Source organism: Xanthomonas sp. 3498 (assembly GCF_014199795.1).
GTDB classification, from domain to species: Bacteria; Pseudomonadota; Gammaproteobacteria; order Xanthomonadales; family Xanthomonadaceae; genus Xanthomonas_A; species Xanthomonas_A rydalmerensis.
In genome coordinates this window covers 18,929-43,053 of the sequence record NZ_JACHOH010000001.1, presented here as the reverse complement: position 1 = coordinate 43,053, position 24,125 = coordinate 18,929, and the positions used below count along the sequence as shown (strand labels likewise).

At 70.1% G+C, this 24,125-nt stretch carries 22 protein-coding genes; 14 read left to right on the top strand and 8 right to left on the bottom strand.

Annotated elements, in window-relative coordinates; genetic code table 11:
- Nucleotides 1-13 precede the first annotated feature (13 nt).
- From GGR66_RS00180 to GGR66_RS00160, 5 genes are all read right to left on the bottom strand, one after another.
- Nucleotides 14-334, bottom strand: a complete 321-nt coding sequence (locus GGR66_RS00180; RefSeq protein WP_184446795.1) for a hypothetical protein — start codon at nucleotides 332-334, stop codon at nucleotides 14-16.
- A gap of 81 nt (nucleotides 335-415) precedes the next feature.
- A complete protein-coding gene (locus tag GGR66_RS00175) occupies nucleotides 416-1,438 on the bottom strand; it encodes a spore coat U domain-containing protein (protein ID WP_184446794.1) in 1,023 nt (340 codons plus the stop codon).
- The gene (locus GGR66_RS00170) at nucleotides 1,435-3,750 is read right to left on the bottom strand and encodes a fimbria/pilus outer membrane usher protein (RefSeq protein ID WP_184446793.1); all 2,316 of its coding nucleotides are present in this window, start codon (nucleotides 3,748-3,750) and stop codon (nucleotides 1,435-1,437) included. The genes GGR66_RS00175 and GGR66_RS00170 overlap by 4 nt, the downstream gene beginning before the upstream one ends.
- A gap of 4 nt (nucleotides 3,751-3,754) precedes the next feature.
- Nucleotides 3,755-4,495: a molecular chaperone gene (locus GGR66_RS00165; protein ID WP_184446792.1), complete on the bottom strand. Its 741-nt coding sequence runs from the start codon at nucleotides 4,493-4,495 to the stop codon at nucleotides 3,755-3,757.
- A gap of 14 nt (nucleotides 4,496-4,509) precedes the next feature.
- Nucleotides 4,510-5,013 carry a spore coat U domain-containing protein gene (locus tag GGR66_RS00160; RefSeq protein ID WP_160965670.1) on the bottom strand — a complete coding sequence of 168 codons (504 nt, stop codon included), beginning with the start codon at nucleotides 5,011-5,013 and terminating at the stop codon, nucleotides 4,510-4,512.
- On the opposite strand from GGR66_RS00160, the gene GGR66_RS00155 reads away from it, so the two are divergent.
- From GGR66_RS00155 to dapD, 4 genes are read left to right on the top strand one after another with little or no spacing between them, the layout of a single operon-like run.
- Nucleotides 5,012-5,224 carry a hypothetical protein gene (locus GGR66_RS00155; RefSeq protein WP_184446791.1) on the top strand — a complete coding sequence of 71 codons (213 nt, stop codon included), beginning with the start codon at nucleotides 5,012-5,014 and terminating at the stop codon, nucleotides 5,222-5,224. The two genes, GGR66_RS00160 and GGR66_RS00155, sit on opposite strands and share 2 nt — an antisense overlap.
- Nucleotides 5,225-5,230: 6 nt before the next feature.
- Nucleotides 5,231-6,016, top strand: a complete 786-nt coding sequence (gene map, locus GGR66_RS00150; RefSeq protein WP_160957186.1) for a type I methionyl aminopeptidase — start codon at nucleotides 5,231-5,233, stop codon at nucleotides 6,014-6,016.
- Between the two features lie 29 nt (nucleotides 6,017-6,045).
- Nucleotides 6,046-8,646: a [protein-PII] uridylyltransferase gene (locus tag GGR66_RS00145; RefSeq protein ID WP_184447416.1), complete on the top strand. Its 2,601-nt coding sequence runs from the start codon at nucleotides 6,046-6,048 to the stop codon at nucleotides 8,644-8,646.
- Nucleotides 8,646-9,650, top strand: coding sequence for a 2,3,4,5-tetrahydropyridine-2,6-dicarboxylate N-succinyltransferase (dapD, locus tag GGR66_RS00140; RefSeq protein WP_184446790.1), 1,005 nt, complete (start codon nucleotides 8,646-8,648; stop codon nucleotides 9,648-9,650). Before GGR66_RS00145 ends, dapD begins: the two co-directional genes overlap by 1 nt.
- 944 nt (nucleotides 9,651-10,594) lie before the next feature.
- Here the strand turns inward: dapD and GGR66_RS21020 are convergent.
- Nucleotides 10,595-10,816, bottom strand: a complete 222-nt coding sequence (locus GGR66_RS21020) for a hypothetical protein (protein WP_221236313.1) — start codon at nucleotides 10,814-10,816, stop codon at nucleotides 10,595-10,597.
- On the opposite strand from GGR66_RS21020, the gene GGR66_RS21015 reads away from it, so the two are divergent.
- From GGR66_RS21015 to asnB, 5 genes are all read left to right on the top strand, one after another.
- Nucleotides 10,815-11,270 carry a hypothetical protein gene (locus GGR66_RS21015; RefSeq protein WP_221236312.1) on the top strand — a complete coding sequence of 152 codons (456 nt, stop codon included), beginning with the start codon at nucleotides 10,815-10,817 and terminating at the stop codon, nucleotides 11,268-11,270. The two genes, GGR66_RS21020 and GGR66_RS21015, sit on opposite strands and share 2 nt — an antisense overlap.
- Nucleotides 11,271-11,442: 172 nt before the next feature.
- Nucleotides 11,443-11,799 carry an arsenate reductase gene (locus tag GGR66_RS00130; RefSeq protein WP_184446789.1) on the top strand — a complete coding sequence of 119 codons (357 nt, stop codon included), beginning with the start codon at nucleotides 11,443-11,445 and terminating at the stop codon, nucleotides 11,797-11,799.
- Entirely contained in the window at nucleotides 11,796-12,254 is a 459-nt protein-coding gene (locus GGR66_RS00125) for a GNAT family N-acetyltransferase (RefSeq protein WP_184446788.1), read from the top strand. Before GGR66_RS00130 ends, GGR66_RS00125 begins: the two co-directional genes overlap by 4 nt.
- A 166-nt stretch (nucleotides 12,255-12,420) precedes the next feature.
- Nucleotides 12,421-13,551 (top strand): succinyl-diaminopimelate desuccinylase, encoded by a 1,131-nt coding sequence (gene dapE / locus GGR66_RS00120; protein ID WP_184446787.1) that lies wholly within the window; start codon nucleotides 12,421-12,423, stop codon nucleotides 13,549-13,551.
- Nucleotides 13,552-13,804: 253 nt separating this feature from the next.
- Complete coding sequence (gene asnB / locus GGR66_RS00115) at nucleotides 13,805-15,499, top strand: asparagine synthase B (protein ID WP_184446786.1); 1,695 nt, start codon at nucleotides 13,805-13,807, stop codon at nucleotides 15,497-15,499.
- Between the two features lie 124 nt (nucleotides 15,500-15,623).
- Here asnB and GGR66_RS00110 read toward each other — a convergent pair whose 3' ends face one another.
- Together GGR66_RS00110 and GGR66_RS00105 are read right to left on the bottom strand one after the other, a co-directional pair.
- On the bottom strand, nucleotides 15,624-16,670 hold the full coding sequence (locus GGR66_RS00110) for a right-handed parallel beta-helix repeat-containing protein (protein ID WP_184446785.1): 1,047 nt from the start codon (nucleotides 16,668-16,670) through the stop codon (nucleotides 15,624-15,626).
- 79 nt (nucleotides 16,671-16,749) lie between these two features.
- The gene (locus GGR66_RS00105; RefSeq protein WP_184446784.1) at nucleotides 16,750-19,134 is read right to left on the bottom strand and encodes a penicillin acylase family protein; all 2,385 of its coding nucleotides are present in this window, start codon (nucleotides 19,132-19,134) and stop codon (nucleotides 16,750-16,752) included.
- A gap of 192 nt (nucleotides 19,135-19,326) precedes the next feature.
- On the opposite strand from GGR66_RS00105, the gene bfr reads away from it, so the two are divergent.
- The 5 genes from bfr to GGR66_RS00080 all read left to right on the top strand — a co-directional run bounded on the left by bfr (nucleotide 19,327) and on the right by GGR66_RS00080 (nucleotide 24,120).
- On the top strand, nucleotides 19,327-19,818 hold the full coding sequence (gene bfr / locus GGR66_RS00100) for a bacterioferritin (RefSeq protein ID WP_026143459.1): 492 nt from the start codon (nucleotides 19,327-19,329) through the stop codon (nucleotides 19,816-19,818).
- Between the two features lie 584 nt (nucleotides 19,819-20,402).
- Complete coding sequence (locus GGR66_RS00095) at nucleotides 20,403-20,828, top strand: DUF2147 domain-containing protein (RefSeq protein ID WP_184446783.1); 426 nt, start codon at nucleotides 20,403-20,405, stop codon at nucleotides 20,826-20,828.
- A 123-nt stretch (nucleotides 20,829-20,951) separates the two neighbouring features.
- Nucleotides 20,952-21,845, top strand: coding sequence for a TorF family putative porin (locus tag GGR66_RS00090; protein WP_184446782.1), 894 nt, complete (start codon nucleotides 20,952-20,954; stop codon nucleotides 21,843-21,845).
- Nucleotides 21,846-21,848: 3 nt separating this feature from the next.
- The gene (locus GGR66_RS00085; protein ID WP_160965690.1) at nucleotides 21,849-23,492 is read left to right on the top strand and encodes an FGGY-family carbohydrate kinase; all 1,644 of its coding nucleotides are present in this window, start codon (nucleotides 21,849-21,851) and stop codon (nucleotides 23,490-23,492) included.
- Complete coding sequence (locus tag GGR66_RS00080; protein ID WP_184446781.1) at nucleotides 23,479-24,120, top strand: class II aldolase/adducin family protein; 642 nt, start codon at nucleotides 23,479-23,481, stop codon at nucleotides 24,118-24,120. Before GGR66_RS00085 ends, GGR66_RS00080 begins: the two co-directional genes overlap by 14 nt.
- Nucleotides 24,121-24,125 lie beyond the last annotated feature (5 nt).

Below are 24,125 nucleotides of genomic sequence, written 5' to 3'. Positions count from 1 at the left end.
CGCGCGCCGCCCACTAGAACGCGACCGTGGCGTAGCGCGCCGGGTCGCGCGGCGCGGCACCGGTCGTGGACAGGCTCAACGCCAGCGCGGTGCCGGCACTGGGCGCGGGCGCGCCGTCAACACTGACCTGGTAGGCCATCGGGCGGTTGCAGGCGATCGTCGGCAGCGCTCCGGGCTGCGCGCGGACCTCGGTGCCGACCTCGCAACTGCGCTCGATGCGGATGCCGATCCGCAATGTAGCGCTGCCGCTGCCGGCGGTCGGTTGTGCCGCCGCATCCACGCCGGCCACGCACAGGCTCGCCAACAACAGCGGTCGTAGGAACGGCAGGCGCATCGATCGGGACTCCGCGGTAGACACAACTGATAACGGCTCCCATCCTGGCAACTTGACCGGCGCGGCCGCGCTGTTCAGCCCTCAGTAGGTGACGGTGACCTTCACCACGTCGCTATAGCTCCCCGGCGCCGGGGTCTGCTGGGCCGGCACCCGGCCATACAGGGTGAGCGATTGCGCGCTGCCGGTCCCGGTGCCGGTCTGGGTATCGGTGTTCAGGGTACTGCCCCAGCGTTGGGTGCGGGCGGCGTCGCGGTACAGCTCGTAGGTGAGGAACTGGCCGCTGGCGTTGCGCATGCGGCGCACGTTGCCGCTGGCGTTCTGGCCGTTGTCCAGGCTGACCTGCCAGGCGGTGCGGTAACGGCAATTCATGCTGAGCACGGTGGTGTAGTTCAGCGGATTGTCGATCAGGCCCGACTGCGTACCGAAATCCAGGTCGGCGATGCTGGCGATGGTGCAGGTCGGTGCGGCGGTGACGCTGGCCACGAACGGGAACTGCACCGAGGTGCCGCCGCCGGCGCCGCCGGTGGTGCAGGAGGCGGGCATGCTCGCCGGGGTCCCGATCAACGGCTCGTCATAGCGGTACTGCAGGTTGGTGAACACCCCGCTGAAGTTGTTCTGGTAGAGCCCGGTGGCGATGCCGCTCTGCAGCGGGATGCGTCCATACAGGGTGTAGCTGGCGCTGCCGCTGCCGCCGGTCGCCAGCGAGGAGTAGGTCAGGTCGACCTGGAGCGGGGTGGAGCCGGCCAGCGTGCTGCCCCAGATCAGGCTGCGTGCGCTGTCGCGGTAGAGCTGGAAGCCGAGGCTGTCGTTGAGCGGGTTGAGCATGCGCCGCGGCGCGATGCCCAGGCCGCCGCCCTGGGCACCCTCGCCGATGTTCAGGCACATGCGCACATAGATGGTGCCCAGGATGCTCAGCGCGCCGGTCTGGCAGGTGACCACGATCTGCGCGGTGGCGTCGGTGGCGGCAGTGTCGGAGAGGGTGCCGAAGCTCAGCGCCGTGGCCTGCGCGGTGCAGGTGGTGGTGGCCGCGGCGCGCGAGGGCAGCAGCAGTGTGACCGCCAACAGCAGGGCCGGCAGCAGCATTCGCCAGGCGCGCGCGCTCATGGCGTGGTCTCCGGCAGGCAGCGTAGCGGCTCCAGCCCGGTGGGCCGCGCCTGCGTCGCGCGGTCGATCCGGAATCGACAACGGCTGCCGTGCATGTCCACCTCCAGATCGTTGCGGCCGGGCCCGAGTCCTTCCACATAGGCCTGGCCATCGTAGCCGACCACCGTGTCGACCCCCGGTCCACGTATCCGGCTGCCGACCGGCAGCGGCACGCCGTCGGCATCGCGCAGTTGCACCAGCACGCCGTCGCTGCGGCGGATCGGGAACGCCACCACCACCCCGGTGCGGTCGCGCGGCACCACGATCTGGTCGACCTGCTCCGGCCGCAACTCCGCCGGCAGGCGCATCGGATCGATCGACAGCTGGTTGTGCTGCCAGGCCAGCAGCGGCGTGACCAGCAGGAAGCCACGCGCATCGGTACGGCCGATCGGCCGGTTCTCCAGCAACACCGGCACGTCGGCGACGCCGCCGGTGGAGACCAGGGCGAAGGCCTGGTCGAGATCGCGGCCAGGGAACCAGCCGCCGCCGATCCAGGCCACGCCGCCCGAGGCTTCGGCATAGCCGTAGCTCTGGCCGCCGGCGCTGGCGATGCCGCCGGCGTAGCGGGCGCTGGCGCCGCGCCAGCTGGCTTCGGCCAGGCCGCCGCCGCCGTCCTGCCCGCCACGCGCCTGCAGCCGCCAGCCGCTGCCGCCGTCGGCGGCCGCCGCCTGACTGAGATCGGCCGTCGCACTGGTGCGTTCGCCGAAACGCTGCAGGGCGACGCCGGCCTGGCGGCGCCCCTCCAGCGCGATCGACCAGCCCAGATACACGCTGCGGTCGCTGGCCTGGTCCAGGTTCTGGTTGATGCTCAGGTTCAACGACGACTGCCGCGGCAGGGCCCGGGTCCAGAACAGGCTGGCGTAGCGCTGGTCGCCGCTGTCCGGATAGGCCAGGCGCACATAGCTCAGGGCGATGCTGCCCAGGCCGTCCCAGGTGCTGCCGAACAGGGCGCGCTCGCTGACCCGCGGCGGCGCGGCGCCGTAACGCGCGGCCACGTCGCGGTAGCCCGATTGCGCGCGCTGGGTATCCAACGCCAGGTTGAAGCGGCCGTTGTTCCAGCGGTAGCTGAGCGCGTACTGCAGGCCTTGCTGGCCGGCATCGCCGCCGTGCGCCAGCGAGGCGCCGAACACGCCGGCGCGCGGCAGCAGCCACAGGCCGCCGACGCCGGCGTTGCGCACGCCGGCCCCGGCCTCGGCGTGCGCCTCGGCGGTGAAGCGCGGGCTGACACCGCGTCGCCAGCTGGCGCTGCCGACCGTGTCGCCGGCATAGGCGAAGTCGGCGACGCCGTAGTCCTCGCGCACCCGGCCCAGCGCCAGCGACCAGTCGGTCAGGCCGCTGGCCAGCAGATCCTGGGTCGCATAGAAAGGAAAGGCCAGCGAGCGGGTGCGACCGTAGGCGTCGGTGATCACCACCTGGGCATTGCCGGCGCCGTCCACGCCCGGCGCGGCGGACAGTTGGAACGGCCCGGCCGGCAACTGCGCGCCGTACTGGCGGATGCCGTTGACGTACAGGTCCACGCTGGACGGCACCGCCACTTCGCCGAGGAATTCCGGCAACGGGGTGAGCGCGCGGTACGGCTGCAGGCCGAAATCGCTGCCAACCCGTACCCCGCCCAGGCGCAGCGTGCGGCTCCAACTGGTGCTGCTGCTGAAGGTGTCGCCCAGCACCACGCTGGTCATGCGCTCGGGCAACGACCATTGCCACTGCGTGTCCAGGCGGATCGCCTCGGCATGCCAGTCCTGCTGCGGCTCGCGGTACAGCCTGCCGACGAAGGACTGCCGCAGCAGGCCATCGCCCAGGCCGAACACGCGCAGTTCGCCGCTGGCGGTGAGATTGCTGGCGCTGCCCTGGCGGCTGGCATAGAGGTCGTAGTCGAGCAGGGCGCCGGGCGAGCTGGTCGCCGGTAGCGACGGCACGCCGCCGCGGGCGTCGATCCGGGTGGTGGCGACGTCGAGCAGCGCCACCGGCGCGTCGATGGCCAGCTGCTGCAGGCTGGCGTCGTAGCGGAAGCGCACGCCGTCCAGATCGCCCAGGGCGATCGCCGCGGTGGCGTCGCTGCCGTCCACGCGCAGACCGAGCTGGCGCAAGGTTGCGGCACTGGCGCGCAGTTGCTCGCCGTCGCGCTGGAACTGGAACAGGCCCGGCTGCCGGGTCTGGTTCAGGGTGACCTCCAGGTACAGGGTCTCCTGCGCCGGCGCAGCGGCCTGGGGCGGGGTGGAGGGCTGAGGCTGGGCGACGGCGAGCGCGGCAGTGCCGGCCCACAGGGCCAGCAACAGCTCAGGGCGCCGCCGTGTCCACGACCAGCGACTGCGCGCGCGGCTCGCCATTGATCCTTGCCTCGAACGTTCCTTGTGGCTGCGCCAGCGCCGCCGGCAGCGGCCAGCGCTTGCGCTGGCCCGGCAGCACATAGCCGGCCAGGCCTTGGGCGATGGCGCTGCGCTGGCCATCGCCGGCGACGAACTGAAGGTCCACCAATTGCGCGTGGCCGTTGCCCTGGTTGAGCACTTCCAGCGCCGTGCCCGCGCCGTCGCGGACCAGCCGCGCGCGCAGTGCCGGCGCAGTGGCCACGGCCGGCTTGAGGAACACCGGCACCGAATAGCGCAGCACGAACTGCAGCCCGGCGCTGGCGTTGCCGCTAGCGTCCTGACTGGGCAACTCGTCGACCAGGATGCGGTAGGCGTCCTCGCCGGCGCCAGGCGCGGGATCCAGGCGGATCACGCGGACCAACTGCCGCGAATGCGGCGCCAGCTCCAGCATCGGTGGGCTGAGCGCGATGCGGTCGCTGGGGTCGAGCACATCCTCGCCGTCGCGCTGCTGCCAATGGAACACGCGGACCTGCGCACGCAGCGGCACGTCGCCGCTGTTGCTCAGCCACACGCCCTGGGCGGTCTCCTCGGCGCGCAGCGACACCGAGGTCGGCGCCACCTGCAGGCTCGCTGCGACAGCCGCGCCGGCTGCCGCCAGCCACAACGCGGCGAGCGCCGGCAGGCGCAGGAAGGAATGCAGTCGCACATGCATGCAGGCGGCTCCGGTTACCAACTGACGGTGGCGGTGACGATGTCGCTGTATGAACCGGCAGGGTAGTTGGTGTTGGCGACCTGGCCGTAGACGGTGATCGGCTGCACTGCACCATTGCCGGTGCCGGCCTGGGTGTCGGTGCCGATGGTCGAGCCCCAGTTCTGCGTGCGCGCGGCATTGCGGTACAGCGAGTAAGGCACGCGCGTGGTGTTGCCGGCGACGGCGCTGCCCATGGTGCGGGTGGTGACCGTGGCGCCGGAGCCGGAACCGGCGTTGAGCGCGATGTTGTACGGCGTGCCGGAGGTGCAACGCACGTTCAAGGTGCCGGTGCTGTTGATCGCCGTCTGGTTGGAGTTGACGCTGCCGAAATCCACGTCGGTGGGGGCCGTCTGGATGTCGCAGACGCTGGTGATCTGGATCTTGACGTTGAAGGTACGCGAGTCGGACTGGGCCCAGGCCAGGCCGGTCCCGGCGACGAACAGCACGAGGAAGGCGAGAACGCGATGGAAGAGGTACATGGCAGGGTTCTTCGGTGAGGGCGGACAACCGCCGGTGTCGTCCCCAATGCAAACTGCGGGCCAGTTCACATTTTTATGGATCGTCATCAAGATTTCACATGAGATGGCGACCACGGGACAGCGCGTTCAGTGCGATGAAGGCGAGGGTGGTCAGGGCAACGCGCCGGAAAACCGCCAACGCGCCCGGCGCGTTCAGCCAGCGCCGGGATGAGCGATAATGACGACCATGACCGTCAATCTGAAAACTCCGCAGGACATCGAGAAGATGCGCGTGGCCGGCCGCCTGGCCGCCGAGGTACTGGACCTGATCGGCCCGTACGTGAAGCCCGGCGTCACCACCGCCGAGCTGGACCGCATCTGCCACGACCATATCGTCAAGGTGCAGCAGGCGGTGCCGGCCAACGTCGGCTACCGCGGCTTTCCGAAGACCGTGTGCACGTCGGTGAACAACGTGATCTGCCACGGCATCCCCAGCGAGAGCAAGGTCCTGAAGGACGGCGACATCGTCAACATCGACGTCACCGTGATCAAGGACGGCTGGCACGGCGACACCAGCCGCATGTACTGCGCGGGCACGCCCTCGGTGATGGCGCGGCGCCTGATCGAGGCCACCTACGAGGCGATGTGGCGCGGCATCCGCGCGGTGAAGCCGGGCGCCACGCTCGGTGACATCGGCCATGCCATCCAGCAGTACGCCGAGAGCGAGCGCTTCAGCGTGGTGCGCGAGTACTGCGGCCACGGCATCGGCAAGGTCTACCACGACGAGCCGCAGGTGCTGCACTACGGCCGGCCGGGCGATGGCCTGGTGCTGAAGCCGGGCATGACCTTCACCATCGAGCCGATGATCAACGAGGGCACGCGCTATACCCGCGTGCTGCCGGACGGCTGGACCGTGGTGACCAAGGACCGCAAGCTCTCGGCGCAATGGGAGCACATGGTCGCCGTCACCGAGGATGGGGTGGAGGTACTGACCCTGTCGCCGGGCGGCCTCGGCGAGCCGTGAGCCTGCTGCCGGCCGGTGCCGATGCCGGCATGCCCGACGCCGGTGTCGACGATGCCGGCTGGGCGGCCGCGGTGCGGCAACTGCTGGTGCAGACCGATGCGCGGCTGAGCAAGCGCTTCGACCAGGGCGACGACATCGACCGCCTGCTGGCGCTGCGCGCGCGCGCGCTGGACCAACTGATCCGTCACGCCTGGAGCCGCTGCGTGCCGCGCGAGGCCGGGCTGGCCCTGTTCGCGGTGGGCGGCTACGGTCGCGGCGAACTGTTCCCGCGCTCGGACATCGACCTGCTGGTGTTCGGCGAGCTCGACCCCATCTACGAACCGGCGCTGGCGCGGCTGTTTCCGCTGCTGTGGGACGCCGGCGTGCCGGTGAGCCACGCGGTGCGCTCGGCCGCGCAGTGTACCGCGGCCTGCGCCGACCAGACCGTGCTGACCGCGTTGATCGAGGCGCGCCCGCTGCAGGCCGACGCCGCCGCCAAGGCGGCGCTGGCCGCATCCATCGCGCCGCAGCGGGTGTGGCCGCCACGCGAATTCTTCATGGCCAAGCGCGAGGAGCTGCAGGCCCGCCACCAGCGTTTCGGCGATACCGCCGACAACCTGGAGCCGGACATCAAGGACGGCCCCGGCGGCCTGCGCGACCTGCACACCCTGGGCTGGATGGCGTTGCGCGCGTTCGGCGTGCGCGACCTGGAGCCGTTGATCGGGCTGGGCCATGTCGGCGGCGACGAAGCCGCCGCGCTGCGCCGCGAGCGCCGCGAACTGGCGCGCTTGCGCTACGGCCTGCACCTGGTCGCCAACCGCCCCGAAGAGCGCTTGCGCTTCGATTACCAGAAGACCCTGGCGCAGCGCCTGGGCTTCTCCGACGACGTCGAGAGCCTGGGCGTCGAGAAGATGATGCAGCGCTTCTACCGCAGCGCGGCGATCGTGCGTCGGCTCAGCGATCGGCTGCTGCAGCGCTTCGAGGAACAGTTCGATGGCGAGGCGCAGCCGCAGCCGCTGGCCGGCGGCTTCTCGCTGCGCCGCGGCTACCTGGCCGCCGACGACGAGCACTGGCCGCAGGCCGACCCGGTGCAGGTGTTCGCGCTGTTCGCCACCTGGGCCGCACACGGCGAGATCCGCGGCCTGCATTCGCTGACCGCGCGCGCGCTGGCCGAGGCGCTGCCGCACCTGCCGGCCTACGCCAGCGCCAGCACGGCCGCGCGCGAGCGCTTTTTGGCGCTGTTGCGCGGCCCGCGCGCGGTGCAGACGCTGACCCGGATGGCGCGGCTGGGCGTGCTCGGGCAGTGGATCCCGGCATTCGCGCAGGTGTCCGGGCGCATGCAGTTCGACCTGTTCCATGTGTACACGGTCGACCAGCACACGCTGATGGTGTTGAAGAACATGGCGGTGTTCGCCAGCGCGCGCGCCGACGACCGCTTCTCGATCGCGCATGAGGTCTGGCCGCGGCTGCGCAAGCCGGAACTGCTGCTGCTGGCCGGTTTGTTCCACGACATCGCCAAGGGCCGCGGCGGCGACCATTCGGAGCTGGGCGCGGTGGATGCGCGCGCGTTCTGCGCCGCGCATGCGCTCAGCGCCGCCGACACCGATCTGGTCGCCTGGCTGGTCGAGCAGCACCTGCGCATGTCGGTGACCGCGCAGAAGCAGGACATCGCCGATCCGGACGTGATCCATCGCTTCGCCAGCCTGGTCGGCGACCGCGAGCGGCTGGATCATCTGTATCTGCTGACCTGTGCCGACATCGCCGGCACCAGCCCCAAGCTGTGGAACGCGTGGAAGGACCGGCTGCTGGCCGACCTGTACTTCGCCGCCCGCCGCGCGCTGCGCGAGGGCCTGGAACACCCGCTGCCGGTGGCCGAGCGCCTGCAGGAGGCACGCGAGGCCACGCGTGCGCTGATGCACCTGCAGGGCCACGACGACGTCACCATCGACCGCCAATTCGCCGGCATGCCGGACGAGAGTTTCCTGCGCTTCCGTCCCGAGCAACTGGCCTGGCAGGCGACCTCGCTGATGGAGGTGGAACTGGGCGGCACCCTGGTCAAGGTGCGTCCGGTCACCCCCGACGACGCGGCGCTGGAAGTGTTCGTGTACTCGCCGGACCGCGACGGCCTGTTCGCCGCGATCGTGATGACCCTGGACCGGCTCGGCTACGGCATCCATCGCGCGCGGGTGCTCGATGCGCCGCATGAGGCGATCTTCGACACCTTCGAGGTGATGCCGGCCGATGCCTTCGCCAGCGGCGACATCGCGCAGTTGCAGGCCGGACTGCGCGAGGCGCTGGCCGGCGACCTGGCGCGGCTGCGTCCGGCGCGGCGCGTGGTGCCGCGCCAGCTGCGGCATTTCCGCTTCGCCCCGCGCATCGAATTCCGCGAGAGCCTCGACGGCCGCCTGACCCGGCTCAGCCTGGTCGCGCCAGACCGCCCCGGGCTGCTGTCGGACGTGGCCCAGGTGCTGCGCCGGCACCAGCTGCGCGTGCACGACGCGCGCATCGCCACCTTCGGCGAGCGCGCCGAGGATCTGTTCCACATCACCGACGAGCACAACCTGCCGTTGCCCGACGCCTGCCGCCAGGCGCTGCAGGCCGCGCTGCAGGCCTGCCTGGACCCCGATACCCCGCCTGGAGACCCCCGCTGATGGCCACCAAGAAGCCTGCCGCCAAGACGCCCGCTGCGAAGAAGCCGGCCACCAAGAAGACCGCCAAGCCGGCCAAGTCCGCCAAGCCGGTCGCCGCGAAGCCTGCGGCACCGACCGCGGCGGCCAAGCCCGCGCCGAAGCCGCTGCGCGCCAAGCCGGTCGCCATGCCCAGCGCCGACGAACTCAAGTTCACCATCGACAGCGCGTTCGAGCGCCGCGCCACGCTGACCCTGGACGAGATCGAGGGATCGACCCGGCCGGTGGTCAACCGGGTCATCGACGGCCTGGAAAGCGGCGAGTTCCGCGTCGCCGAGCCGGACGGTCACGGCGGCTGGAAGGTCAACGAGTGGCTGAAGAAGGCGGTGCTGCTGTACTTCCGGGTCAACGAGATGGCGGTGGTGGAAGCGCAGCCGGCGCCGTTCTGGGACAAGGTGGAGTCGCGCTTCGCCGGCTACCACGAGGCCGAGTTCCGCAAGGCCGGCGTGCGCGTGGTGCCGGGCGCGGTGGCGCGCCGCGGCAGCTACTTCGGCAAGGACGTGGTGCTGATGCCGAGCTTCACCAACATCGGCGCGCACGTCGGTGAGGGCACCATGGTCGATACCTGGGCCACGGTCGGGTCCTGCGCGCAGATCGGCAAGCATTGCCACCTGTCCGGCGGCGCCGGCATCGGCGGCGTGCTCGAGCCGCTGCAGGCCAGCCCCACCATCATCGAGGACCACTGCTTCATCGGCGCGCGCTCGGAAGTGGTGGAGGGCGTGGTGGTCGGCCACCACAGCGTGATCGGCATGGGCGTGTTCCTGGGCCAGAGCACGCGCATCTACAACCGCGCCACTGGCGAGATCTTCTACGGCTACGTGCCGCCGTACAGCGTGGTGGTGTCCGGGCAACTGCCGGCCAAGGACGGCTCGCACTCGCTGTACTGTGCGGTGATCGTCAAGCAGGTCGACGCCAAGACCCGCAGCAAGACGAGCGTCAACGATCTGCTGCGTGGGTTGGCTGACTGAGGATGGTGAGACCGGGCTAAGCCCGGTTTCGCTCTGGTGTGCTGCTTCCTGTCGACTTTGTGGTCAGGCGCGGTACTTCTTTGCGCGTTGCGTAGCTATTGCGCGCGTCGGTGTCTGAGTGTCTAGGGCATTGGCATTCGCAAAGGCGCGCTGCGAGGCAACGACAAAAGCTTTCGCCCTTGCGGGCGAGTTACTTTGATCAGCCTTTGGCTGCTGAGAAGCGCTTCTTTGCTCGCGCAAAGAAAAGGTAACCAAAAGAAGCGCTTTACCACAGCCGAAGGCTGGTCAAGCGCGCCCTGCCTTGCGCCCTCCGCGCTGCGCGCTCCGGGTCCGCGGATGCACCGGGGATTCGCGGAAGGGGCTTGGCTGCTTTGCAGCCAAGTCCGGGGCAGGCGCCTCACGGCGCCAGCCCGCCCGCCGGGGCGAAGCAGTGCTTCGCCTTTTTCCGGCGAGCCCTGCCCCTGCCGCCCTTCGGGTTTTTCCCCGGTCCATCCGCCGCTGCGGAAGGGAACTCGGTAGATCAAAAGCAAACGCAAAGGCGGTAAAGCACGCTTTGGCTTCCGTCGTCATCGGCATGCTGGGCATGCCGAACCGCCGGCGATCCAACGCCAGTGCGCCGTCTGCGGGTAGGCTAAGCACATCATGTGGTCGTCGCATGGTGCGACGCGGTTGTTTCGCAGGACTCGCGATCTCGCGGCCAGGATAGGACGCACACCCGGCGTACATCGGTGGCCGGATACGCTGCCACACGCGGGTTCGAGCGCTGCCGCGGCAGTGTGCATCGGACCGACGATGCCCGGTGCAGACTGTTGCCGGGTGCTGCACTGCCCTGACAGGGAGACACCAATGCGGAAGATGAAATGGGCTTGCTGGATGACGGTGGCGTTCGCGCTGTCCGGGTGCGGTCGCGAGGGCGCGCCGACGCCAGCGGCACCTGCGGACGGTCATACGCTCACCGAGACGGGCGCTGCGCCAAGCCCCGTGCCTGCTGCGACCGCTGCGCCTGCAAAAGCGCCTGCGACGACGGAGAGCGCCAGCGTGGCAAGCGAACCACTGTCCTGCGCCGCCGAAATCGGCGCCGATGCCGCGGCGGCGCGCGTGGCGACCTGCCGTTCGGTGTCGCCGGCCACGCATCCGCCCTGCAATGCCGCGAACAGTTGCGCCATGATCGACGACGAGATCGCGCGCAGCTGCGCGCTGCTCGGTCACAACGGACCGGCCACCGCCGGTTGCGGCCCGGCGGCCGACAGCCCGCAGGCCGCGGCCGACGTGGTGCGGCGTTATTACGCGGCGATCAACGCGCGCGATTACGCGGTGGCCTGGCAGCAGTGGGGCGAGGACGGGCGCCCGGGGCAGTCCTACGACATGTTCAAGGCCGGCTTCGCCCAGACGCGCGCGGTGAAGGTGACGATCGGCGCGCTCGGTGCCAGCGACGGTGCCGCCGGCTCGGTGTATCAGCCAGTGCCGGTCACCGTGGAGGCGACGCTGGCCGACGGCACGCGGCAACGCTTCCGTGGCGACTACGTCCTGCGTCGGGTCAACGGTGTCGACGGCGCCTCGGCCGCGCAACTGCGCTGGCGCATCGACTCGGCCCGGCTCAAGGACGTGCCAGCGCAGTAAGGCGCGGTGTGGCCAAGTGCGTTTTCTCGCTGCGCGGGAGAGCCGACGGCGCGTGCGCCGGGTAAGATCAAACACGATATCTGCGCGTGCCATGTCGCCACGGCGCGCCAACCCTCACCCCAACCCCTCTCCCGGCGGGAGAGGGGCTTTATTCGCTTGATGGGACATTTCGATGACGACGTTGTACGGATTGAAGAACTGCGACACCTGCAAGAAGGCGACCAAGTGGCTGGACCGCTTCGGTGTGGCCTACACCTTCGTCGACTACCGCGAGCACAAGCCGACCCCGGAAACGCTGCTGGAATGGGCCGGCCAGGCCGGTGGCTTCGACGCGCTGGTCAACAAGTCCTCCACCACCTGGCGGCAACTGCCCGACAACAAGAAAGCGCCTGGCTCCGATGCCGAGTGGAAGCTGCTGCTGCGCGAGTATCCGCAACTGATCCGGCGGCCGGTGGTGGTGACCGACGATGGCCGGCTCAGCCAGGGCTTCTCCGACAACGGCTTCAAGCAGCGATTCGGTATCGCGTGAACATCCGCCCGTACCGGGCAGACGACTGGGCACGCCTGTGCGCCATCCATGACGCCGCGCGCCTGGAGGAACTGCAGGCGGCGGTGTTGGCCGATGCGTTCCTGCCGCTGCCGATCGCCGCTGAGCGCGAAGGGCTGTTCGACTACCGCGTGCAGGTCGCCGAGTGGCAGGGCCAAGTGCTTGGCTTCGTCGCCGACGATGGCGAGGAACTGGCCTGGCTGTACGTGGATCCGGCCGCGCGCCGGCGCGGCGTCGGCCAGGCGCTGGTGACCGCGGTGCAGGACGCCAGCCCGGCTGGCCTGACGCTGGAATTGCTGGATGGCAATGTCGCGGCACTCGCGTTCTACCGTGCCTGCGGCTTCGTCGAAACCGGCGTGCAGCATGGGCGCATGCCCGGCAACGAGGCCTTCGCGGTACGCGTGCGCTGCATGCGCTGGCCGGGTGTCGCGCCGTAGCGAAGGCCAGGATCGCGAACGTGCATCCGCCAGGGAGACCCTGGCAGAGACTTCGAATCCGCCAGTCCCGCTCGTACACTGCACTTGCTGCGTCGCCCGCCCGCGACGTTACCGGCCCCGATCATCATCATCGCGCCCTAGCGCTTTCCCAAACGGTGTCCCTTGCATGTCCGATGTCCTTGAACTCGCCCGCGACCTGATCGCCCGCCCGTCGGTCACTCCCGACGATGCCGGGTGCCAAGCACTGATCGCGCAGCGGCTGGAACGCGCTGGTTTCGCCATCGAGCATTTGCGCTGCGGCCAGGTCGACAACCTGTGGGCGACCCATCGCGGTGGCGATGGCCCGGTGCTGGCACTGCTCGGCCATACCGACGTGGTGCCGCCGGGGCCGCGCGAGGCCTGGGCCAGCGATCCGTTCGCGCCGCAGATCCGCGACGGCGTGCTGTACGGGCGCGGTGCCGCGGACATGAAAGGCAGCGTGGCCGCGTTCGTGGTCGCCGCCGAACGGTTCGTGGCCGCGCAGCCGCAGCACCCGGGCACGCTGGCGGTGCTGCTGACCAGCGACGAGGAAGGCGATGCGATCGACGGCGTGCGCCACGTGGCGCGATTGTTCGCCGAGCGCGGCGAACGCATCGACTGGTGCGTCACCGGCGAACCCTCGTCCACCGAACGTCTCGGCGACCTGCTGCGGGTCGGCCGCCGCGGCAGCCTCTCCGGCGCGCTGCGCGTGCGCGGCGTGCAGGGGCATGTGGCCTATCCGCACAAGGCGCGCAACCCGATCCACTTGGCCGCGCCGGCGCTGGCCGAACTGGTCGCGCGGCACTGGGACGACGGCTACGAAAGCTTCCCGCCGACCAGCCTGCAGATCTCCAACGTGCATGCCGGCACCGGCGCCAACAACGTGATCCCCGGCGAACTGCAGGTCGCCTTCAACCTGCGCTACACCCCGCACTGGGATGCGCCGCGGCTGGAAGCGGAGATCGCCGCGCTGTTCGATCGCCATGGCCTGGACTACGACCTGCGCTGGCACCGCAGCGGCGAGCCGTTCTACACACCGGAAGGCACGCTGCGCCGGGTAGCGCGCGAGGTGCTGGGCGAGGTCGCCGGCGCGCCGCCGGAGGAGAGCACCGGCGGCGGCACTTCCGATGCGCGCTTCATCGCGCCACTGGGCGCGCAATGCATCGAGGTCGGCCCGGTCAACGCCAGCATCCACCAGGTCGACGAGCACGTGCGCGTGGCCGACCTGGAGGCGCTGCCGGATCTGTACCTGCGCCTGATCGAACGGTTGCTGCGGTAACAGTTGCGCCGGCCCGCGCGCCGGGTTACGGTCGCCGCATGACCTCGCTGTCCATCCTCCGCTCGACCACCGCCAACGGCCGCAACAATGCGCTGGCGAATAATCGTGCGCGGCCGATGCGGGTCTGCGACTAGGCGCTACCAGAAACACCACGCCCAGCCACCAGAAAACCCGCATCGGCCGATGCGGGTTTTTTTGTGCCTGGGCGTGTGGATTCCCTCGCAACCCTTACCCCACGATCAGGAGCTTTCCCATGTGTTCGATCTTCGGCATCTTCGGCCTGCAACCGGGCGACGACCTGCAGGCGCTGCGGCGGCAGGCGCTGGACTGCTCGCAGCGGCAGCGCCATCGCGGCCCGGACTGGAGCGGCGTGTATGTCGACGACGGCGCGATCCTGGTCCATGAGCGCCTGGCCATCGTCGACCCGGCCGGCGGTTCGCAGCCGCTGCTCTCCGACGACGGACGCCTGGCGCTGGCGGTCAACGGCGAGATCTACAACCATCGCGAGCTGAAGAAAGAACTCGTCCAGCCCTACGCCTTCCAGACCGGTTCGGACTGCGAGGTGATCAACGCGCTGTACCGCGAAACCACGCCGGACGCGCTGCTGAACCGCCTCAACGGCATCTTCGCGTTCGCACTGTGGGACAAGGCCGCCGGCCGCGTGCTGATCGCGCGCGATCCGATGGGCGTGTGCCCGCTGTACTGGGGCCACGACGCGCAGGGCCGGCTGCGGGTGGCCTCGGAGATGAAATCGCTGGCCGACAGCTGCGCCGACGTCGCCCAGTTCCCGCCGGGCCACTATTACGACAGCGCCAGCGCCGAGCTCGTGCAGTACTACCGCAAGCCCTGGCGCGACTATGCGGCGGTGCAGGGCGTGGAGGTCGGCAAGCAGGAACTGCGCGAGGCCTTCGAGCGTGCCGTGCATCGGCAGCTGATGACCGACGTGCCGTACGGCGTGCTGCTCTCCGGCGGGCTGGATTCCTCGCTGGTGGCAGCGGTGGCGGCACGTTTCGCGCGCAAGCGCATCGAAGAGAACGACGAGGCCGAGGCCTGGTGGCCACGTCTGCACTCGTTCGCGATCGGCCTGAAGGGCTCGCCGGATCTGGCCGCCGCGGCGATCGCGGCCGAGGCCCTGGGGACCGTGCACCACGGCTTCGAATACACCTTCGAGGAAGGCCTGGACGCATTGCCGGAAGTCATCCGGCACATCGAAACCTACGACGTCACCACCATCCGCGCCTCCACGCCGATGTTCCTGCTGGCGCGGCGGATCAAGGCGATGGGCGTGAAGATGGTGCTGTCCGGCGAAGGCAGCGACGAGATCTTCGGCGGCTACCTCTACTTCCACAAGGCGCCGAACGCGCGCGAATTCCACGAGGAACTGATCCGCAAGCTCGACGCGCTGTACAACTACGATTGCCTGCGCGCCAACAAGTCGATGATGGCCTGGGGCGTGGAGCCGCGTGTGCCGTTCCTGGACGTGGAGTTCCTGGACGTGGCCATGCGCATGGATGCCCAGTACAAGATGATCGACAAGGCCAGTGGCGGCGCGGCGCGCATGGAGAAAGGGGTGCTGCGCGACGCCTTCGAAGGTTATCTGCCCGAGTCGATCCTGTGGCGGCAGAAGGAGCAGTTCAGCGACGGCGTCGGCTATGGCTGGATCGATGGGCTCAAGGCGCATGCCGAAGCCCAGGTCAGCGACCGCGAACTGGCCGCGGCCGACAAGCGCTTCCCGGTGAACCCGCCGCAGACCAAGGAAGCCTATTACTACCGCAGCCTGTTCGAGCGCGTGTTCCCGACGCCGGCAGCGGCCGAGACCGTGCCCGGCGGCAAGTCGATCGCCTGCTCCTCGCCGGCGGCGATCGCCTGGGACGCCAGCTTCGCGGCCATGGCCGATCCCTCCGGCCGTGCGGTGGCGGGTGTGCACGCGCAGGCGCTGGGAGCCTGAACTCGCACGTCCCGCCGGCGATGCGCCGGCGGGACGTGCCGGACTCGGGATCCAAGCAACGGGAGTCGGCGGTGCTTCGGATCGCGGCACCGCCTTTCCGGGGGCCGCGTCCCGGGTCCCGGCCTTACTCGAAGCGCACGCAGTGGCCGTAGCGTTCGGGCTGGATGTCGATGCCCGAGGCGTCGGCCTGGTTGTTCTTGCGCCACAGGTTGGGGCGGAAGTCCGGACCGGTGCAGTTGGCGGCGCTGTCCACGCCGATGGTGTAGGTGTAGGGATTGCCGCGGAAGGTGTTGTTCTCGAAGGTGTTGTCCTGGCTCATGCTGTTGTCCCAGCACAGGATCTGCGGCGTGCGCTGGCGGATCGAGCAGGTCAGGTAAAGCCCGGCGCCCTTGTTGTCGATGAACTGGTTGCCGGCGAACAGGTTGCGCCGCGCGTCGGCCAGGTACACGCCCTGGCTGCCGTTGCGCTCCAGGCGGTTGTCGCGGATCTCGCTGTCTTCCAGGTGCTCGGTGGTGATGCCGGCGGCGACGTTGTCGTGGATCACGTTGTCGATCAGCTTGACCTTGGCGGTGCGGTTGAACGACACCCCATCCCAGGTTGCGCCGGACACGTCGTTGTGCGCGATCAGCAGGTCGCGGCTGTCGAACTCGCTGAGCAGGCAGGCGCTGCGGCACTTGCTCACCCGCAGGTGGGTCAGCTGGATGTCCTGGCCGTTGCGCACCACCACCAGGCTGTTGCTCAGGTACGGGCGCTCGGGCATGAACTCCTTGTCGATGGTGCCGCCGACGATCTGCAACTGCTCCACGCGGACGTCGCGGATCGGCTTCAGCGGGCGCTCGTTCTGGTAATCGCCGATCACGATGGTCGGTTGCTGCACGTGGTCGCGCATGCGCAGCACGGTGCTGTCGCCCTGGCCGCGCAGGCGCAGGCCGTCGCGCTGGATCGAGATCAGCTTGCCGACCGGGAATTCGCCGGCGCTCAGGCACACGGTGGCGGGCTTGCCGTCGTTGGGGACGCGGTCGATGGCGGCTTGCAGATCGTCGCCGGGTTCGGCGCGCACGCTGCAGTCGGAGTTGGCACCGGGCGCGTCGGCGGCCGGCGTGGCACAGGCGGAGAACGATACGGCCGCGGCGAGCGGCAGCAACAGGGCGAGCAGGGGAGGGCGCTTCATCGGTAGGCAGACTCGGCAGTGGGGGGAGGGGAGGCGGCGGACCGGCGCATGGGACGAACGCCGGCGCGGAAACATCGGGTCATTGTGGCGTGGACGGGCTTAATGTCAGCGTGTGCCGGGTTTGACCGGGCAGGAACTTTGTGGCGCGGCCCTGCACCCAGTCGGCGTGGCCGGCGCCCCAGAACGGCGACAGCGGATGGCCGCTCTGGCCGCCCGGCATGTGCACGATGCCATCGGCCTCGTGGCCGGGCGCCACCACCATGCGCTCGGAGGCGCCGAAGGCCGGGCGCTGCACCCGCGGCATGTCGTCGTCGCCCGCCAGCGGCGTGTCCGGCATGCACAGCCAGCCACGCAGCGGCGCCGGCAGGCCCTGCGCCAGCGGGTGGCAGATCGCCGCACGGTTCTGCTGGCCCCAGCGGCGCGTGTCCAGCGGGCCGTCGGCCTGCAGCGTCGTGCGCACCTCGGCGGCGGCGTCCTCCAGCAGCGCCTGCCAACTGCCGTAGCGGCGCGGCAACAGGTGCAGGGGCTGTTGCTGCAGCAGCGGCCAGGCCACGCCTTCCAGTTGCGGCAGCGGCGGTGGCGCGGCATCGGCGTCCGATCCTGTCCGGGCCGGCGCGATCAGGCCGTCGCGGATCCGGGTCAGCACCGCCAGGCGCCATGCGCGCACCAGGGTGTAGCTGACCGAGCCGGTGCTGGCGCGGCCTTCCCAGTGCGCGGCCGCCTGCGAAACGGCGTGCAGCGCCGGCGTGGCCGCGCCGGCATCGCGTTGCCGTAGCAGGGCCCACCAGCGCTGCAGGAACAACGCGCGGTCGTCGAGCTGGATCGCCAGCAACTGCTGTTCGTCGAGATGCGGGTGCAGGCGCAGGTCGTCGCGGATCTGCTGCGCGCGCGCGCCCAGCGCGTAGCCGCCGTCGCCGATCGGGGCCAGTTCGGCGCCGCCGACCACGCGGGCGTTGGCGGTCCACAGTTGCCCGTCGGCGGGATCGATGCGCTGCGGCGACTGGGTGGTGGACAGCGGCCATGGCGCGCAGCGGGCCTGCGCCGGCACCGTCGCGCGCACGTCGTGCATCACCGCATCGGCCGCGCAGTGCGGGCCGCGCAGCGGCAGCGGGCCGAGTACGCGCCAGCCGATGTGGCCGTCGCGGTCGGCCAGCACCAGGTTCTGCGCCGGCGTGGCGATGGCTTGCGCGTGGGCGAAGGCGCTGCCCAGCGTTTCGGTGCGGGCGAAGTCGGCCAGGCCCAGGTTCAGCGCGCCCGGCAACTGCGCGGCCCAGCGCAGCGCCAGCGCGCTGCCGTCCGGCTCGTGCTGCAGGATCGGGCCGTAGGCGGTGTCCTCCACCTGCAGCGTGGTGTCGGGGGCGCCGGAGACGCGGATCAGTTCGCGATGCACGGTGACCGGCGTGCAGCCGGGCTGGGCCACGGCGGCGCATGGGGTCAGCCGGTACCAATCGGCGGTATCGGCATAGCTGTTGGTGAAGCCCCAGGCGATGTGGCCGTTGCTGCCAACGATCACTGCCGGCAGGCCCGGCAGCGAGAACCCCGACACGTCCACGCGGCCGCCCGGCGCCTGCGCATCGGCATAGCGCAGGCGCACGCGGAACCACAGACTGGGGGCGCGCAGGGCCAGGTGCATATCGTTGGCGACGATGGCACGGCCGTCGGCGGTGCGGCTGCCGGCGATGGCCCAGTTGTTGCTGCCGGGCGCGCTGGTGGCGACCGCTTCCGTCGCGGCCGGCGCGGGCGCGTCGGCCAGGCGGCGCAGATCGACCTGGCCGGCATCGGGCAGCACCGCGTCGCCGCGCACGCTGCCGTCCAGTGTCGCATCCCAACTGCTGCCTTCGTGGCGCAGCAAGGCATACAGCGGCGCCGGCAAGCGCTGCTGCAGGCGGTACAGGTCCAGCTTGCGCTCGAGTTGCTTGCCCTGCAGATCGAAGTACATCGCCTGGCCAGCCAGCGCCGAATCCACCGGCTGCCAGTCGCGCGGCGTGGCGAACAGCACCAGGTACGGCCACGGCCGCACCCGCAATGCGTGCAGGCCCTGGTTGACGCCGGCGCTGTAGGCCTGCAGCGCCGCCGCGTGCGTGCCGGCGAACGTGGCCAGTTGCGCGCTGCTACGGGCGCGCAGGCGCTGCGCGCGCCGCGCCTTGTCCACGCCCAGCGCATGTGGGCCGACCAGCTCGGACAGTTCGCCGGCGGCGGCGCGGCGCAGCAGGTCCATCTCGAAGAAACGTTCCTGCGCGTGCACGTAGCCGAGCGCGCGCATCGCATCGGCTTCGTCGGCGGCATCGATGGTGACCACGCCCAGCGCGTCGCGCTGGATGCTCGCCGGCGCCCGCAGGCCTTGCAGCGGCGCGGTGCCGTCGAGCGTGGCCAGGCTGCCGCGCAGCAGCAGCCAGACGCCCAGCGCCACGGCCGCCGCCAGCAGCAGCGTCCCCAGCAGCAGGCGTTTCCATCGACCACGCATCGTCTCTCTCCGGATAGGCAAGTCTCCGATTCTAGACACGAGTGCGTGTCGTTCCCGCGTAGGTGCGGCGCGCTGTGCGCGGGGTCACGCATCGCGGACGTGCGAGTCGGGATGTGAATGATTCCGATTGGAACGCGGCGTGGCGGCATCGGGCACTATGGCGCCCTCAGTCGACCCCACGGAGCCCGCCCCATGAAGGGACACCCCGACGTTGTGCAATGCCTCAAGGAGCTGCTGCGCGGCGAACTGGCCGCGCGCGACCAGTATTTCATCCACTCGCGGCGTTACGAGGACCAGGGCCTGCTGGCGCTTTACGAACGCATCAACCATGAAATGGAAGAGGAAACCGAGCACGCCGATGCGCTGCTGCGGCGCATCCTGTTCCTGGAGGGCGACCCGGACATGCGTCCGCATGCGTTCGAACCCGGTCGCACGGTCGAGGAGATGCTGGAGAAGGACCTGAAGGTCGAGTACGAAGTGCGCGCCAACCTGGCTGCGGGCATGAAGCTGTGCGAGCAGCACGGCGACTACGTCAGCCGCGACGTGCTGCTGGCCCAGTTGCGCGACACCGAGGAAGACCATGCGTGGTGGCTGGAGCAGCAGCTTGGCCTGATCAAGCGCATCGGCATGGCGCTGTACCAGACCTCGAAGATCGACGGGCACGTGTCCGGCAAGGACGCTTGATCCAAGCGCGCGCCTCCCGCTTGCGGGAGGCGCCGATGCGTTGAGCGGGAGCTTCCCGCCACCGCGGCCGCGCCATCGCCGGCCGCTTGCGACCGGTCGATCGTGCCCGTCGCCATCTCTCTCGTTGGTTCGCATCGGCACTGCCGCACTCGCGGGCGATGCGTGTCATCGATGTCGTCGCGTTGTTCGCTGCAGTCAGACTGCAGCGAACGCGGACCAACCTCGCTTCCCTGGTCGTTTCGTGCCGTTGCCGACCGTGTTCGACTGCGCACGCGTGGCTGCGTTGTCCGAGGACGTGCGATCGACGGATTCAGTCGGCCTGAGGGGTTGGGACACGGCCACAAAGCGCACCGAGCCACTTCGAAGCCACCGCTGGCTGCTGTTGCAATGCCGCAAAAAACGGCCGGCGCCGGCATGGCGCTACGCACGGAATCCCTTGAAATCCAGGCATTTGCGCGCCTAGTCAGGTCCGCGCCAAGTGCCGTGCCGGCAATGCTTGCAAAACAGTAGTGATCGCTATACGGTAGTTTTCACTACTGAATTGCGCGATGGCGAGGGGGCGTTCGATGCAGGCGAATCTGGGAATGAGGCGGTACGGCGCGATCGGTGCGTTCGTCGCGGGATGGCTGCTGGCGCCGGCCGCGGCGGGCGCCGCACCGGCCGCGGCGCAGGGGCTGTGGCTGACCGCGGCCAAGGACGCGGTGGTGGAGTTCGCGCCCTGCGCGGATGCGGCCAGCGCCTTGTGCGGGCGCATCGTCTGGGACAAGGACGCCGGCACCGCCACCGATACCTGCGGCGTGCAGATCGCGCGCCTGGGCCGCGAGGACGGCGACACCTGGCGCGACGGCTGGGCCTTCGATCCGCGCAGCGGCAAGCGCTACAAGGCCACGCTGCGCGCCAGCGGCAAGTCGCTGGACCTGCGCGCCTTCGTCGGCGTGGAAGTGCTCGGCGAGACCGAGCGCTTCACCCGCGTGCAGGCGCTGCCCAGCACGCCGGTCTGCGCCAAGTAGTCGAGTCGACTCGCCGCGCGCGCAACGCGCCGGCGCCATCGACGTGCGGGGCCGACGACGGCCACCGCGCGTCCCACCTTCCTCAGCGAACCAGGGGAGATTGAGATGACGGCAGTCCGCTTCATGGCGACCCTCGCGGGCGCACTGGCCCTGCACGGCGCGTGCTGCGCCCAGGCCCACGCCCAGCAGGCCGAGACCGATGGCATGGTCAACTACGAGTTCCAGAACCAGATCAAGCTGATGAGCGAGCAGCGCACGCGCGGCGTGTCCGACTCGCTGATGCGTCCGTCGCTGAAGTGGACCACCCAGTTCGTGCATGCCAGCGGCTTCGTTGCGCTATTGGAGGTGGCCAAGGTCAGCAAGAAGCAGTTCCTCGACGGCGACGGCCTGGGCATCACCGCGGCGGCCGGCTACCGCTTCGGCAATCCCGATGCCTGGCATGCCGGCGTCGGCCTGGCCACCGAGCGCTTCCCCAACGCCAGCTTCCTGGCCCCGCATCGGATCGACCTGGAGACCGGCACGCCGGAGGACTTCCGCCGCACCGACTACGACAGCAATTTCGGCGTGCTCGAACTCGGCTACGGCGCGATCGAAGGCCGCGTGCTGTACGTGTTCTCCAAGACCTACCGCGGCGCCGACACCGGCGGCGTGTGCGCGCAGATCCTGCAGTTCGCCGCCGATCCGACGGTGGCGCTGCGCTGCTTTGCCCGTGGCGAGCACGACTCGCGCGGCACCCTGCTGGGCGATCTCAACTACCAGACCCCGCTGCTGCCGTCGGTGCTGCCGTCGACCACGCTGCGCCTGCACGCCGGCTACCAGAAGCTGCGCAATTTCAGCGAGGGCAGCTTCGCCGACTACCAGATCGGCGTCACCCACAAGCGCTGGGGCCTGGACTGGAACCTGGACTGGGTCAGCACCCGGGTCAACGCGCACGAGCTGTACTGGGTGCAGGACGGCGGACGCATCCGCAAGACCGACGGCGACACCCTGGTGGCCTCGATCGGCTACACGTTCTGACCCATGCGCAGCGAACTGCTCGATGCCGACCGTGGCGGCGACCAGCCGCTGGTGCTGGCGGTGGATCTGGGAACCTCCGGCTGCAAGTGCGCGCTGGTCACGCTGGACGGCCAGGTGATCGCCTGGGCGTTCGAACCGGTGCCGCTGCACGTGCACGGGGTCTGTGCCGAGCAGGATCCGCGCGACTGGTGGAACGCGCTGCTGGTCACCGCCGCGGCGGTGCTGCAAGGGGGCGAGGCGCTGCGCCGGCGGGTGACCGCGGTGTGCTGCTCGACCCAGGGCGAGTGCACCGTGTGCGTGGACCACGACGGCCAGGCGCTGGGCAACGCCATGCTGTGGCTGGACATGCGCGGGCAGGCGGCGATCGCGCGGCGCCTGCGCGGGCGTTGGCTCAACGTGCGCGGCTATGCGCCGGTGAAACTGTTGCGCTGGCTGCGCCTGAGCGGCGGCGCGCCGGCCGGCAGCGGCAAGGATTGCGCCGGCCACATCGCCTACCTGCGCGACCACGAACCGCAGCGCTACCAGCGCACGCACAAGTTCCTCAACGCGCTGGACTATCTCAACCTGCGCCTGACCGGGCGCTTCTGCGCCACCGCCGATTCGGTGCTCACCACCTGGGTCACCGACAACCGCGACCCGATGCGCATCCGCTACGACGATGGCTTGCTGCGGCTGCTGGGCATCGAGCGCGACAAGCTGCCGGACCTGGTGGCCTCCACCGAGGTGCTGGGGCCGCTGCTGCCGCAGGTGGCCGCGCAGTTGGGGCTGTCGCCGCAGACCCGGGTGATCGCCGGCGCCATCGACAACTCGGCGGTGGCGGTGGCCGCGGCTGTCGACGACTATGCCGCGCATCTGTATCTGGGCACCTCGTCGTGGCTGGGCGCGCACGTGCCGCGGATGAAGACCGATGTGTTCAGCAACATCGCCGCGGTGCCGTGCGCGGTGAGCGGGCGCTACCTGGCCACGGCGCTGCAGTCCACCGCCGGCGCCAACCTGTCGTTCCTGCGCGACCGCATCCTGTTCCATCCCGATGAGTTGCTTCGCGACGAGGATCGTCCGGACGTGTACGAAGTGCTCAACGTCATCGCCGCGCGCGTGCCGCCCGGGGCCAACGGCCTGGTGTACATGCCGTGGCTGTTCGGCGAGCGCACCCCGGTGGAGGACCACAGCCTGCGCGCCGGGCTGGTCAACCTGTCGCTGATGCATACCCGCGAGGACATCATCCGCGCCTTCATGGAAGGGGTGGCGTTGAACACGCGCTGGATGATGGAGCCGTTCGCGCGCCTGCTCGGCCGCGATCCCGGCGTGATCGCCGCGGTCGGCGGCGGTGCGCAGTCGGACCTGTGGTGCCAGATCATCGCCGACGTCGGCGGCCAGCCGATCCGGCAACTGCACAACCCGATCCAGGCCAATGCGATCGGTGCCACCTTCATCGCCGGCGTGGGCCTGGGCCGGCTGCGCTTCGCCGACCTGCCGGCGCTGCAACGCGCGCGCCGGGTATACGAGCCGTCGCCGCGCAACCGCGCGCTGTACGACGACCGCTATGCGACGTTCCGCGAATTGCAGCGCACCCTGGCGCCGATCTACCGGCGCATGAATCCCGCTCCCGAGTGCGTGCCGGAGGTTCCTCAGCATGTTTGCCCATGAACAACGCGCGCGCGTGGTCGCGCTGTGCGTGGAGCTGTCGCGGCGCGGCTACCTGGCCGGCACCGGCGGCAACGTCGCGCTGCGCCTGGACGCCGAGCGCTTCGCGGTGACGCCGTCGGCCACCGACTACCTGGCGATGCGCGCCGAGGACATCTGCGTGGTGCGCCTGGCCGACCTGCGGCAACTGGACGGTGCCGCCACGCCGTCGGTGGAGACCGGGCTGCATGCGCAGGTGCTGCGCCGCCGGCCCGACGTGGCCTGCAGCATCCACACCCATCAGCCGGTGGCCAGCGCCTGCGCGCTGCTCGGCGCGGCGCTGCCGGTGGAGGACACCGCGTTGCAGGCGGTAATCGGCGCGCGCGTGCCGATGGTCGGCTACTTCCCGTCCGGCACCGGGCTGCTGGCCTGGCTGCTGGCGCGGCAACTGCGCCCGTCGCGCAACGCTTATCTGATGCGCAACCACGGCGTGCTGTGCTGCGGCCGCAGCCTGGAACAGGCGGTGGCGGCGGTCGATGCGCTGGAGCAGGTGGCGCGCGATCACCTGGCACGCCGCATCGAACGCCGCGCGCTGCACGACGCCGGAATGGCTGCGCCGTTGCGCGCCGTCCTCACCGCACTGGAGGCCTGAATCCA